At 61.4% G+C, this 14,079-nt stretch carries 10 protein-coding genes; 9 read left to right on the top strand and 1 reads right to left on the bottom strand.

Annotated features, from left to right (window positions below; genetic code table 11):
* Nucleotides 1-383: 383 nt before the first annotated feature.
* Nucleotides 384-800 carry a hypothetical protein gene (locus ACQRBV_RS21955; protein WP_411984082.1) on the top strand — a complete coding sequence of 139 codons (417 nt, stop codon included), beginning with the start codon at nt 384-386 and terminating at the stop codon, nt 798-800.
* A gap of 78 nt (nt 801-878) precedes the next feature.
* On the opposite strand, the gene ACQRBV_RS21950 is transcribed toward ACQRBV_RS21955, so the two are convergent.
* Entirely contained in the window at nt 879-1,664 is a 786-nt protein-coding gene (locus ACQRBV_RS21950; RefSeq protein WP_411984083.1) for a helix-turn-helix transcriptional regulator, read from the bottom strand.
* A gap of 201 nt (nt 1,665-1,865) precedes the next feature.
* Here ACQRBV_RS21950 and ACQRBV_RS21945 point away from each other — a divergent pair, with 201 nt between their 5' ends.
* From ACQRBV_RS21945 to ACQRBV_RS21910, 8 genes are all read left to right on the top strand, one after another.
* On the top strand, nt 1,866-3,230 hold the full coding sequence (locus ACQRBV_RS21945; protein WP_411984084.1) for an APC family permease: 1,365 nt from the start codon (nt 1,866-1,868) through the stop codon (nt 3,228-3,230).
* Between the two features lie 9 nt (nt 3,231-3,239).
* Entirely contained in the window at nt 3,240-4,343 is a 1,104-nt protein-coding gene (locus tag ACQRBV_RS21940) for a P1 family peptidase (protein WP_411984085.1), read from the top strand.
* Between the two features lie 367 nt (nt 4,344-4,710).
* A complete protein-coding gene (locus ACQRBV_RS21935) occupies nt 4,711-6,144 on the top strand; it encodes a serralysin family metalloprotease (RefSeq protein ID WP_244383527.1) in 1,434 nt (477 codons plus the stop codon).
* 48 nt (nt 6,145-6,192) lie between these two features.
* A complete protein-coding gene (locus ACQRBV_RS21930) occupies nt 6,193-6,561 on the top strand; it encodes an AprI/Inh family metalloprotease inhibitor (protein WP_411984086.1) in 369 nt (122 codons plus the stop codon).
* Nucleotides 6,562-6,663: 102 nt separating this feature from the next.
* Complete coding sequence (locus ACQRBV_RS21925; RefSeq protein ID WP_411984087.1) at nt 6,664-8,415, top strand: type I secretion system permease/ATPase; 1,752 nt, start codon at nt 6,664-6,666, stop codon at nt 8,413-8,415.
* Nucleotides 8,412-9,725 carry an HlyD family type I secretion periplasmic adaptor subunit gene (locus tag ACQRBV_RS21920; RefSeq protein WP_411984088.1) on the top strand — a complete coding sequence of 438 codons (1,314 nt, stop codon included), beginning with the start codon at nt 8,412-8,414 and terminating at the stop codon, nt 9,723-9,725. The genes ACQRBV_RS21925 and ACQRBV_RS21920 overlap by 4 nt, the downstream gene beginning before the upstream one ends.
* A 2-nt stretch (nt 9,726-9,727) precedes the next feature.
* Entirely contained in the window at nt 9,728-11,062 is a 1,335-nt protein-coding gene (locus tag ACQRBV_RS21915) for a TolC family outer membrane protein (protein WP_161548130.1), read from the top strand.
* 30 nt (nt 11,063-11,092) lie between these two features.
* The gene (locus tag ACQRBV_RS21910) at nt 11,093-14,050 is read left to right on the top strand and encodes an autotransporter domain-containing protein (RefSeq protein ID WP_411984089.1); all 2,958 of its coding nucleotides are present in this window, start codon (nt 11,093-11,095) and stop codon (nt 14,048-14,050) included.
* Nucleotides 14,051-14,079 lie beyond the last annotated feature (29 nt).

Below are 14,079 nucleotides of genomic sequence, written 5' to 3'. Positions count from 1 at the left end.
CTGTAGTGAGCGGGCTTGCCCCGCGCTGGGTGGCGCAGCCGCCCCAAACCCAGGCACCTCGGTCCTCCTGAAATACCGTGGCGCATGTTGGGGCGGCTTTGCCACCCAGCGCGGGGCAAGCCCGCTCACTACAAGGCTGCGTTCGGTATCAGGCGGTTTAACTGGCTGGGACTAGGGCTTTACGCGGACGTGATGGCCTAAGCCAATGATAAAAGGTGCGGCAGGCCGCCTATGGAGCCGGCCACCATGGCAGGCGCGGTCCATAGAGTTTCTAGCGATTAAAAACCGATTTCTTAGACTGTCATTTCTGACAGGTTTTATTTTTGAGCGATTGACTTAAGCTCCTGATGCCTATTAGTCATCAAATGAAAAAAGGAGTTTTTATGCCAAACGTCCCTAATATCGTCCTGCCGAAAATCAGCCCGTTCGGCAGTATGGTGGGTGCGGTAACCACTGGCGGTGTGCCGAGTATTTTCATATCGACATCGGTCTATCGCGACGAACAAAGCGGAAATATTCGATTTTTTGGCAGGATGGAAGGTTCAGATCCGCTAGCGCCAGCAATCATCCAGGTCGAGATTAAGGGTGTTGACACGCCAAGCGGTACTTACACATTAGCGGACAAAGTAGTGAGTGTTACTTACGTTCCCCATGGCTCAACTCAGGGCCGCCCAGCAGTCAGTGCCGAGGTGCTGTTTATTACGTCCGGTCCGATTGTGTGGATTCGAGGACGTGTGGAGGCTAAAACCCGGGAGGGGAATGAGATAGACGTTGTGTACAGTATCTTCGGAAAGGTTTGAAAGGCTCAAAACCGACAGTGCGGCTTTCTGACGTCGACTTCAGAAAGCCGCTCTTTATTGGGTAGTGACACCCGGCCCTCAGGGATTCTCCAGATCATGCCCCAACGACTGGATAAACAACGAAAACAGCTCCGGTTGTGACGAGATATCCAGCTTCGCGTACAGATGTCGCCGATGCACCTTCACCGTGTCCGGTGAAATATTCAGGCGCTCGGCCATGGCCTTGGACGAGAACCCACGCAGCACCAGCCGCGCGACCTCCAGCTCACGCTCCGACAGCACGCCGCAGCCGAAATGGCTCAGGGCGTCCCTGATCTGGCTGTCCATCGCCGGCACTCGCTGAGTACTTTGTTGCCAATGCTGCTGCATCAACGGCAGCACCCACGCCGCCAGCGTGGTCATCAGCCCGCTTTCTTCAAAACTGAACCGGCGTTGCATGCCCAGCGACAATGACAAGGTGCCTGCCCCCGGCAATTGCAGGATGAACTGCACCTCATCTTCCAGGACGTTGTCGTGGAAGTAGTTGAGGAAGTATTCACTCTGGCGAAAATGGTCCGGCGCCACCTCTTCGAGGCGGTACACACCGCTGGGGTAGCCTTCGCGGCACGCCTGGAAAAACGGGTCGAGCAAATACAAGCCATTGAGGTAAACCAGCATCGACGCCGGTTTGCTGCTGGGCTGGGCGTCGTATTCCTCCAGCGCCTGGGGCGGGCCTTCCAGTGGGTAGAAGATCGCCAGGGCGTTGTCGAAGGGCAGGCACTGATGCAGTAACAGCACCAGTTGTTTCCAGAAACGATCGGTGCCGATCTGTGACAGGGTGCGCCCCAGCCCTGCATGCATGCCGATTTCCCTGAACAGGCTCATTTAAACGGCTCCCGGCCTCGAATAGATCGGTCAAGGGTTGGGTTTTTGCCGGGGGCCGTCAAGGGGAGTACCCCAATAGGGGAATTGGCTGACGCCGTCGCAGCCGATACCTTCGTGCTCATTCAGCGGGAAACATATCCCGCAACCCATCCGGTTTTTCGTTTCTGCCTCACACCAAAAACAACGATAGAGGATAACGATATGAGTGCTTCTCCCGCGCCAGACGGCGTGCTCAAGCCGACCTTGAGCGTCTTCGATGTGGTGGCCATCACCGTTTCGGCGGTCACTCCGGCCAGTTCCGTGTTCGTCATCGCGCCCTTTGCCATCCAACAGGCCGGCAGTGGTGTGTTCCTGGCCTTTGTGATGGCCGCTTTGCTCGCACTGATGTTCGCCTTCTGCTACGCCGAACTGGGGCGTGCCCATAACAGCGCAGGGGGTGAATATGTCTACGCCAAGCGCGTGTTCGGCGGCATGGCCGGTTATGCGACGTTTTTGACCGTGCTGGTCATGTTGCTGTTTATCCCGCCGGTACTGGCAACGGGAGCCGCGACGTATCTCAATAACGCCTTGGGCACGAAATTCGACTCGCAAACCGTGGCCCTGGTCATCGTGGTGTGCAGCTACGCACTGGGCATCCTCAATATCAAGCTCAATGCCTGGATCACCGGCACTTGCCTGTTGCTGGAAGTGGCGGCACTGCTGGTGATCGTGTGCATCGGCTTCGGCAACCCGGTGCAGCCGGCCAGCGTGCTGTTGCAACCGCAGATTGTCGAGAACGGCATGTTGCATCTGGCGCCCTGGGGCCTGGTGATCGGCGCGGTCGGTATCGGCCTGTTTTCGTTCAATGGCTATGGCCCGGCCGTGCTGCTGGCCGAAGACATGAAGTGTGGCGGCAAAGGCGTACACAAAGCCGTATTGTGGTCGCTGGGGCTGGTGGTGGTGATCGAGCTAGTGCCCATTACCGCGCTGTTGATTGGCGCGCCGTCCCTGAGTGCGATGATCAGCAGCCCCGACCCGATCGGCTACCTGCTGACCAGCCACGGCAATGAAACCCTGTCACGCCTGGTCAGCGCAGGCATCTTCCTGTCGGTGTTCAATGCCATCGTCGCCATCGTCATCCAGATCGGTCGCGTGGTGTTCAGCAGTGGCCGCGATGCACTGTGGACGCCGACCATCAATCGCTGCTTCACGCGTATCCACCCGCGCTGGGATTCCCCCTGGTTGGCTACGCTGTTTCTGGCGGTTCCCTCGGCGTTGCTGAGTTTCAGCTCGAATTTGGCGGACCTGACCTCATTCAGCGTATTGCTGATCATGCTGGTGTACCTGGTGGTGGCGTTGAGTGCGCTGATGAGCCGGGTGCTGCTGCGTGATCGTGAGCATCCTTACCGCATGCCGCTGTGGCCGCTGCCGGCGTTACTGGCGGTGCTGGGGGCGGGTTATTTACTGACGACCCTGATCGCGGCTGCGTCGATCCGGGACATCATGATCATCATCGGCTTGCTGGCCACGTCGGTGATTTTGTATTGCATCAGTGGCCGGTTGAGTCCGGCGTTTCAGAAATTGTAAGGAGTGGTTATGCGTGCACGTCAATTGGGCATCACGTTGGGGCTGGGCACGCCCGGCGAATTGAATGCAATCACCGATGTACCGGGCGTGCGGGTCGGCCACGCCACGCTCAAGACCTGCATCGACGGCAAACAGGTGCGCACCGGCGTCAGCGTCATCCAGCCACGGGCCGGGGAGGCGCGCCATCAACCATGCTTTGCCGGCTATCACGTGCTCAATGGCAATGGTGACGCCACTGGCCTTGAATGGATCAGCGAAGCGGGGCTGCTGACCACACCGCTGGCCATCACCAACACCCACAGCATCGGCGTGGTGCGCGACACGTTGATCGCCCTGGAGCGCGAGCGCCTGGCAGACCCGGCCGTGTATTGGTGCATGCCGGTGGTGATGGAAACCTACGACGGCCTGCTGAATGATATCTGGGGCCAGCACGTCAAGCCTGAGCATGTGCGCGCGGCGCTGGATAACGCTGAATCCGGCCCGGTGCAGGAAGGCGCGGTGGGCGGCGGTACCGGGATGATCTGTCACGAGTTCAAGGGCGGCATCGGGACGGCATCGCGGCGCTTGCCGGCGCAGCAGGGGGGCTGGACGGTCGGCGCGCTGGTGCAGGCCAACCATGGCAAACGCCAGGAACTGCGTGTGGATGGCTACCCGGTGGGGCGTCATCTGATGGAGATCCCTTCGCCGTTCGCCGAACGCGGTACGCCCGGCATGGGCTCGATTGTGGTGATCCTCGCCACCGACGCGCCGTTATTGCCGCACCAATGCCGACGCCTGGCACAGCGTGCCTCGGTCGGTATCGCCCGCACCGGCGGCGGCACTGAAGACTCCAGTGGCGATCTGTTCCTGGCGTTCGCCACCGGCAACCAAGCGATCCCACCGGCCGATTACGGGCGCAAGGACCTACCGCTGAGCACGCCCCTGCAGATGGTGAACAACGACCATATTTCACCGCTGTTCAGCGCGGCGGCAGAGGCGGTGGAGGAGGCGATCATCAATGCCTTGCTGGCCGGTGAAGACATGACCACGCAAGACGGCATCAGCGTGCCGGGACTTGCCGGCGAGAGGCTGATCAGCGCGTTGAACAAGTCGGGTTGGAGTGTGGCCCGGTAATAGGGGACAAAGCACTTTAATAGTGCAGATAGTGGCTCTTTAATGTTGTAGATGACACCGTGACAATATATTGGATCCATTTATCAAGTGTGCCGCTCAACTTGAGCGGCTTTACCGATATTTAATATTTAAATAACAGTGGGCGACAATTGGCCGCGCAGAAGCAATGGCCCCCAATAAATGCTGGAGAGCACTTCCTCAAGTTGAATCTACGTCACAGTTTCAATGCGGAAATATTTGTAGACGAAAGATTTCAGGTTGTGTCAGTTTCGATACGCCTTCAAAAGAGGCGAGTGATAGGACGATCTCGCCCGCGAGGTTCCTATCGAACAAAGACTGATGCACTTGCAAACAAGGAAGTACGTTTATGTCAAAAGTAAAAGACAAAGCTATTGTTTCTGCAGCGCAAACCAGCACAGCGTATTCGCAGATCGATAGTTTCAGCCATCTGTACGACCGTGGCGGCAACCTCACGGTCAATGGCAAACCGTCCTACACCGTGGACCAGGCAGCGACCCAGCTGCTGCGGGATGGTGCCGCGTACCGGGACTTTGATGGCAACGGCAAGATCGATCTGACCTACACCTTCCTCACCTCGGCGTCCTCGGCCACCATGAACAAACATGGCATTTCCGGGTTCAGCCAATTCAACGCCCAGCAAAAAGCACAGGCCGCACTGGCCATGCAATCCTGGTCGGATGTCGCCAACGTGACCTTTACCGAAAAGGCTTCCGGTGGTGATGCACACATGACCTTCGGCAACTACAGCGGTGGCCAGGACGGCGCAGCGGCTTTCGCCTACCTGCCCGGCACCGGCGCAGGCTACGACGGCACTTCGTGGTACCTGACCAACAACAGCTACACGCCGAACAAGACCCCGGACCTGAACAACTATGGCCGGCAGACCCTGACCCACGAAATCGGCCACACCCTGGGCCTGGCTCACCCTGGCGACTACAACGCCGGGAATGGCAACCCGACCTATAACGACGCGACCTATGGACAGGACACGCGTGGCTACAGCGTCATGAGTTACTGGAGCGAGAGCAACACCAACCAGAACTTCAGTAAAGGCGGGGTCGAGGCTTACTCCTCGGGCCCGCTGATCGACGACATCGCGGCGATCCAGAAGCTCTACGGCGCCAACTACAACACGCGTGCCGGCGACACCACCTACGGTTTCAACTCCAACACCGGGCGTGATTTCTACAGCGCCACTTCCAATGCCGACAAGCTGGTGTTTTCGGTATGGGACGGTGGCGGCAATGACACCCTGGACTTCTCCGGTTTTACCCAGAACCAGAAGATCAACCTCAATGAAGCGTCGTTCTCCGACGTCGGCGGCCTGGTGGGCAACGTGTCCATCGCCAAGGGCGTCACGGTCGAAAACGCCTTCGGCGGTTCGGGCAACGACCTGATTATCGGTAACAACGCAGCCAACCTCATCAAGGGCGGTGCCGGCAACGACATCATCTACGGCGGCGGCGGTGCGGACCAACTGTGGGGCGGCGCCGGCAACGATACCTTCGTGTACGGTGCCAGTTCCGACTCCAAGCCGGGTGCGGCCGACAAGATCTTTGACTTCACCTCCGGTTCCGACAAGATCGACCTCACCGGTATCACCAAAGGTGCAGGCGTAAGCTTCGTCAATGCATTCACCGGGCATGCCGGCGATGCTGTACTGACCTACGCCTCGGGTACCAACCTGGGTACGTTGGCAGTGGACTTCTCTGGGCATGGCGTGGCGGACTTCCTCGTCACCACCGTTGGCCAGGCGGCAACCAGCGACATCGTAGCCTGATGTAAAGCGCGCGGCGCCACGGCGCCGCGCTCTATGATGGAGCAGAAGATGCCGCGTTTTTCCCATTTGATCGCCTGTGCTTCGCAGGTGTTGTTCGTTTTGGCAGGAGCCCAAGCAATGGCGAGCAGTCTCGTATTACCCACCAGCGCCCAATTGGCCGGGCATTGGCAGCTCAAGCAACAGGATCAGGTCTGCGCGCTGGACCTGCTGGAACAGGCCAATGCGCTGGCCGGTGATGTCGCCTGTGTCGAGCAATGGCTGGGAGACAAACCCCTGACCTGGTCACCGACCCCGGACGGCATCTGGTTGATGAACGCCGAAGGCACCGGTATTACCCATTTGAATCGCCAGAAAGAAGGCGAATATAAAGGGCGCACCGCCTCCGGTTCGGAAGTTATATTGCAACGCACACCTTAGTTAATCGTTATAAGCCTATAACTCGATTTCATAGTTGGCCGTCCCTTAGTCAGGGGCTTGGGCAACTATTGCGCGTATTCGCTTCAGGGAAGATCAATAAATATGGCGAAGTCCCATGCGGTTGTGCCCTTATTCAGGGCATTGGGTGAATACAAAAGTATTTTGATCAGCATCGGCTGTTTCACCGCGTTGATTAACCTGCTGATGCTGGTACCGTCGATTTACATGCTGCAAGTGTATGACCGTGTGCTGTCCTCCCAGAATGAAACCACGCTGGTGATGTTGACACTGATGGTCGTGGGCTTCTTTGCCTTTATCGGCACCCTGGAAGTGGTGCGCAGTTTTATCGTGATCCGTATCGGCAGCCAGTTGGAACAGCGTTTCAACCTGCGCGTGTACAAGGCCGCGTTCGAACGCAACCTGCAACGGGGCCAGGGGCATGCCGGGCAGTCCCTGGGCGATTTGACGGTGATCCGCCAATTCATCACCGGGCCTGCGCTGTTCGCATTTTTCGATGCGCCGTGGTTTCCCATCTACCTGTTCGTGATTTTCCTGTTCAACGTCTGGCTCGGCGTGCTGGCCACGGCAGGCGCCGTGATCTTGATCGCACTGGCTTGCCTGAACGAATACCTGACCAAAAAGCCGCTGGGCGAGGCGGGCGCCTTTTCCCAGCAGTCGACGCAGTTGGCCACCAGCCATTTGCACAACGCCGAGACGATCCAGGCCATGGGCATGCTCGGTGCGCTGCGCAAGCGCTGGTTCGCCGTGCATGCGCAATTTCTCGGTTACCAGAACAAGGCCAGCGACACCGGCTCGGTGATCACCTCCCTGAGCAAATCCTTGCGCCTGTGCCTGCAATCGCTGGTGCTGGGCCTGGGTGCATGGCTGGTGATCAAGGGCCAGATGACCGCCGGGATGATGATCGCCGGCTCCATTCTGATGGGGCGCGTACTCAGCCCGATCGACCAATTGATCGCGGTGTGGAAGCAGTGGAGTTCGGCGAAGCTGGCTTACCAACGCCTCGACGATCTGTTGCGTGAGTTTCCACCGCAAGTCGAGCAGATGGCCTTGCCGGCACCCAAGGGCCAGGTGAGTTTCGAGCAAGTCAGTGCGGGCCCGCCGGGGCGACGCCTGGCCACCCTGCATCAAGTCAGCTTCAACCTGGGGGCCGGTGAAGTGCTGGGCGTGCTCGGCGCATCGGGCTCCGGTAAATCCACCCTGGCCCGCGTGCTGGTGGGGGTATGGCCGACCCTGGCGGGCACGGTGCGCCTGGACGGCGCGGATATTCACCGCTGGGATCGCGATGACCTCGGCCCACATATCGGCTACCTGCCCCAGGACATCGAATTGTTCAGCGGCAGCATTGCCGACAACATCGCACGCTTTCGCGACGCCGACCCGGAGCTGGTGGTGAGGGCGGCACAACAGGCCGGGGTGCATGAACTGATCCTGCGCTTGCCGCAAGGCTACGACACGGTGCTGGGCGACAACGGTGGCGGTCTGTCAGGCGGCCAGAAACAACGCGTGGCCCTGGCCCGGGCGCTGTACGGCGCGCCGCGCTTGATCGTGCTGGATGAGCCCAACTCCAACCTCGACACCGTGGGCGAAGCCGCGTTGGCCAGCGCCATCGTGCAGATGAAAGCCCAGGGCTCAAGCGTGGTACTGGTGACGCACCGCTCTTCGGCGCTGGCCCAGGCGGACAAATTGGCGGTGCTCAACGAAGGGCGGTTGCAGGCGTTCGGGCCGAGCCAGGAAGTGCTGCGCGCCTTGTCGGGCCAGCCGGAAGCACCACGGGAAAAGGCCGGAGTGAGCCTTAGCCGTCAGTACCCAGCCGCAAGGAACCCAGGCGCATGAGCAGTACCACTTTCGAATCCCCTTTCAAGCAGCGAGACGCCGGTTTTTTCGTCAAGATGGGCTGGTTGCTGACGGTTGTCGGCGCCGGCGGTTTTTTCCTCTGGGCCAGCCTGGCCCCACTGGACCAAGGGATTCCGGTGCAAGGCACGGTGGTGGTGTCGGGCAAGCGCAAGGCTGTGCAAACCCTCAGCCCAGGCGTGGTCAGCCGGATCCTGGTGAAGGAGGGCGAGGCGGTCAAACAAGGCCAGCCGCTGTTTCTGCTCGACCAGACCCAGCATCAAGCCGACGTGCAGTCGCTCCAGGCCCAATACCGCCTGGCTTGGGCCAGCGTCGCCCGCTGGCAGAGCGAGCGCGACAACCAATCCAGCATCACCTTTCCGGCCGAGTTGAGTGCCAACCCCGACCCGGCGCTGGCGTTGGTGCTTGAAGGCCAGCGCCAACTCTTCAGCAGCCGCCGCGAAGCCTTTGCCCGCGAGCAGGCGGGCATCAGCGCGAACATCGAAGGCGCCAGCGCACAGCTCGATGGCATGCGCCGTGCCCGCAGCGACCTCACTGCCCAGGCGCAATCGCTGCGCGAGCAACTGAGCAACCTGCAGCCCCTGGCCGACAATGGCTATATCCCGCGCAACCGCCTGATGGACTATCAGCGTCAGCTGTCCCAGGTCCAGCAGAGCCTGGCGCAAAACACCGGGGAAAGCGGTCGTGTCGCGCAGGGCATCCTCGAGTCGCGCCTCAAGTTGCAGCAACACCGTGAGGAATACCAAAAGGAGGTGCGCAGCCAACTGGCCGACGCCCAGCTGCGCAGCTTGACCCTGGAGCAGCAGCTGACCTCGGCGGGTTTCGACCTGCAGCACAGCGAAATCAACGCGCCGGCCGACGGCATTGCGGTCAACCTTGGCGTGCACACGGAAGGCGCCGTGGTGCGGGCCGGTGAAACCCTGCTGGAGATCGTGCCCCAGGGCACGCGCCTGGAGGTGGAAGGGCATCTGCCGGTGCATCTGGTGGACAAGGTGGGCACCCATCTGCCGGTCGACATCCTGTTCACGGCGTTCAACCAGAGCCGCACCCCGCGTGTGCCGGGCGAGGTCAGCCTGATCTCCGCCGACCAGATGCTCGATGAAAAAACCGGCGCGCCGTACTACGTGCTGCGTAGCAGCGTCAGTGACGCGGCACTGGAAAAACTCCACGGCCTGGTGATCAAGCCCGGCATGCCCGCCGAGATGTTCGTGCGCACTGGTGAGCGTTCGTTGCTCAATTACCTGTTCAAGCCGCTGCTCGACCGCGCCGGCTCCGCGTTGACCGAGGAATGAGCATGAAGTCAGTGTTCATCTCCTTGCTGTTGGCCTGTGGCAGTGCGCAAGCGGCCATGGGCCCGTTCGATGTGTACGAACAGGCCCTGCGTAACGACCCGGTCTTCCTCGGGGCGATCAAGGAGCGCGATGCCGGCCTGGAGAACCGTACCATCGGTCGTGCCGGGCTGCTGCCGAGGCTGTCGTACAACTACAACAAGGGCCGTAACAACTCCGAGGCGCACCTGCCGGATGGCCGCGGCGGCTCCTATCGCGACGACCGCAACTACAACAGCTACGGCTCCACGTTCAGCCTGCAACAGCCGTTGTTCGACTACGAAGCCTATGCCAACTACCGCAAGGGCGTGGCCCAGGCGTTGTTTGCCGACGAGAGCTTTCGCGACAAGAGCCAGGCGCTGCTGGTGCGGGTACTGAGTTACTACACCCAGGCGTTGTTCGCCCAGGACCAGATCGACATTGCCCGCGCCAAGAAGAAAGCGTACGAGCAACAGTTCCAGCAGAACCAGCATCTGTTCCAGCAAGGCGAGGGCACGCGCACCGACATTCTGGAAGCCGAGTCGCGTTATGAATTGGCGACCGCCGAGGAAATCCAGGCGCTGGACGAACAAGACGCGTCGCTGCGCGAACTGGGGGCCTTGATCGGCGTGCAGAGCGTCGACATCCATGACCTGGCGCCCCTGAACCAGAGCTTCGCCGCCTTCACCTTGACCCCGGCCAACTACGACACCTGGCATGAGCTGGCGATCAGCAATAACCCCACGCTGGCGTCCCAGCGCCAGGCGGTCGAAGTGGCGCACTATGAGGTGGAACGCAACCGCGCCGGGCATTTGCCGAAGATCACCGCGTACGCCAGCTCGCGTCGCCAGGAGTCCGACAGCGGCAACACCTACAACCAGCGCTATGACACCAACACCATCGGTGTCGAATTCAGCCTGCCGCTGTATGCCGGTGGCGCCGTCTCCGCGTCCACCCGCCAGGCCAGCCGTGCCATGGAGCAAGCCGAGTACGAGCTGGAAGGCAAGACCCGCGAGACCTTGATCGAACTGCGTCGCCAGTTCAGCGCCTGCCTGTCGGGGGTGAGCAAGTTGCGCGCCTATCAAAAAGCCCTGGTTTCGGCTGAAGCGCTGGTGGTGTCTACCCGGCAAAGCATCCTCGGCGGTGAGCGGGTCAACCTCGACGCGTTGAACGCCGAACAGCAGCTGTACAGCACCCGTCGCGACCTGGCCCAGGCGCGTTATGACTACCTGATGGCCTGGACCAAATTGCATTACTACGCCGGCAACTTGCGTGACACCGACCTGGCGAAAGTCGATGAGGCTTTCGGCCCGGTGAAATGAGCGTCTAAAAAAACAATAAGGATGGTTTAGATGATCACCGATTCACCTCGCTTCAAACCCTTTACCGCCGGTTCCTTGCTGCTGTTGTCCGTTGCGGCGCAGGCGGCATACACCGAGACCGGTCAAGCGGGTAACCCCGCCAGTTGGCGCACCGCCGAGTTCCAGAGTGACTGGGGCCTGGGACGCATGAAGGCGGATGAGGCCTACGCCGCAGGCATCAGCGGCAGCGGCGTAAAAATCGGCGCCCTCGACTCAGGCTTCGACCCCAACCACCCGGAGGCGGCCAAGGACCGCTTCCACCCGGTCACGGCCACCGGCACCTACGTCAATGGCAGCCCGTTCAGCACTACCGGCGCGCTCAACCCCAACAACGACTCCCACGGCACCCATGTCACCGGCACCATGGGCGCGTCCCGTGACGGCGTGGGCATGCATGGCGTGGCCTACAACGCACAAATCTACGTGGGCAATACCAACGCCAACGACAGTTTCCTGTTCGGCCCGACCCCGGACCCCCAATACTTCAAGACGGTGTACAGCGCGCTGGTCGATTCCGGCGTGCGCGCCATCAACAACAGTTGGGGCAGCCAGCCCAAGGATGTCAGCTACCAGACCCTCGGCGATCTGCACGCCGCCTATGCCCAGCATTACAACCAGGGCACCTGGCTGGATGCGGCGGCGGACGTGGCCAAGGCCGGCGTGATCAATGTGTTCAGCGCCGGCAACAGTGGTTATGCGAATGCCAGCGTGCGCTCGGCACTGCCGTATTTCCAACCGGAGCTGGAAGGGCATTGGCTCGCGGTGTCGGGCCTGGATAAAGCCAACAACCAGAAGTACAACAAGTGCGGTATCGCCAAGTATTGGTGCATTTCTACCCCGGGCGCGCTGATCAACAGCACCATCCCCGACGGCGGCTACGGCGTGAAATCCGGCACTTCGATGGCGGCGCCCCACGCCACTGGCGCGCTTGCGCTGGTGATGGAACGCTACCCGTACATGAACAATGAGCAGGCGTTGCAGGTGTTGCTGACCACCGCGACGCAGCTCGATGGTTCGATCACCCAAGCCCCCAACACCACGGTCGGTTGGGGTGTGCCGGACCTGGGCCGGGCGATGCACGGGCCGGGACAGCTGCTGGGCGCGATGAACGTGAACCTCGCGGCCGGGCAAGGCGATGTGTGGAGTAATGGCATCACCGATCAGGCGCTGATCCAGCGCCAGGCCGAAGACCGCACCGAGCACGCCGCCTGGCAGCAAACCCTGCTCGACAAGGGCTGGCAAAACGGCGTGGCCGCGAATGCCAGCCAGCAGGACAAGACCGATTACGCCATCGGCACCGCACGCGACCAGGCCGCCGCCCAGCGGGTGTACGAGGGCAGCCTGATCAAGTCCGGCGGCGGGCGGCTGGTCCTCAGTGGCGACAGCACCTATCGCGGCGCGACCACGGTCAACGGCGGCTTGCTGGCGGTCAATGGTTCGCTGGCATCGGCGGTGACGGTCAACGACAGCGGCACCCTCGGCGGCTCCGGGCGGATTGCCGCGCTGTCGGTCAACAACGGCGGCAGCGTGGCGCCGGGTAACTCGGTGGGCACCTTGCAAGTGGCCGGCGATGTGAACCTGGCGGCAGGCTCCACGTACGCCGTGGAACTGACCCCCACCAGCAGCGACCGCATCGTGGCGGGAGGCAAAGCGCTGTTGGGTGGCGGCACGGTCACCCTCGCGCTGGAAAACAGCCCCACGTTGCTCAGCCAGAGCCAGGTACACAGCCTGATCGGCCAGCAGTACTCCATCCTCCAGGCGGCGGGCGGCATCCAGGGCCAGTTCGGCCAGGTGTTGCCCAACTACCTGTTCCTGGGCGGCACACTCGACTATGCGGCCAACGGCGTGCAACTGAATGTAGGACGCAACAACGCTACCTTCGCCAGCGTGGCCGCTACCCGCAACCAGCGCAATGTGGCCGCCGCAGCCGAGCAGTTAGGCGCGGGCAATCCGGTGTACGAGAGTGTGTTGCTGTCGGACTCGGTGGCCACCGCCCGACAAGGTTTGCAGCAGTTGTCCGGCGAGATCTATCCGGCGATCGGCGCGATGCTGCTCAACGACAGCCTGCAACTGCGCGATGCCGTGGGCGAGCGCCTGCGGCATGTGCCGGTGAGCGGTGAACGCAACCTGTGGCTGAAGGCGCTTGGCGCCTGGGGCAAGGCTGACAGCCGCAGTGAAACGGCGGGTTCGACCCGCTCCATCGGTGGCCTGCTGGCCGGTGTGGACGGCGAGCTGGATGAGCAGACCCGTGTCGGCGTGGTCGCCGGTTACAGCGACAGTTCGTTGAACATGGGCAGTGGCACCCATGCATCGGCGTCCATCGACAGCTACCACTTCGGCGCATATGCCGGGCGCGAGCTGGGCGATTGGCGCGTCAGCGTCGGTGGTGCCTACAGCTGGCATCGCGGCGATGTAAAGCGTGACTTGCAGTACGGCGCGGTCAGCGGCAAGCAAAAGGTCAAGCTTGAGGCGCGCACGGCGCAATTGTTCACCGAGGCGGCCTACCGCATTCACCTGCAACCCCTGGCCCTGGAGCCGTTCGCCAACCTGGCCTACGTGCACCTGGACAGCGATGCCTTCCACGAAAAAGGCGCTGCCGCCGCGCTGGAGCGCAGCCGCGATCAGCGTGACGCGGTGCTCAGCACCCTGGGCGTGCGTGCGCTGAAAACCCTGCCTTTGAATGATCGCCAGCAGCTTGAACTGTCGGGCTCGCTGGGCTGGCAGCACAGCCTCAGTGCGGTGCAATCGCAAGAGCATTTGGCGTTTGTCGCCGGCGGGCCGTCATTCGCCGTGGGCAGTTCGCCGCTGCTGCGCGATGCGGCGCTGGTCGGCGTGCAGGCCAGCCTGGCGTTGAGCCCGTCCACGCGGGTCAACCTGGACTACACCGGCCAATTGGGGGGCAGCGAGAAAACCCAGGGTGTGGGTTTGAGCCTCAACTGGCAGTTCTGAGTTCAACAAGAAAAACCAAGAAAACTAAG

The organism is Pseudomonas sp. R11F, assembly GCF_050312575.1.
Taxonomy (GTDB): domain Bacteria; phylum Pseudomonadota; class Gammaproteobacteria; order Pseudomonadales; family Pseudomonadaceae; genus Aquipseudomonas; species Aquipseudomonas palleroniana.
Note: the sequence above shows the minus strand (reverse complement) of the source record. Positions and strands in the feature narration are given on the sequence as shown.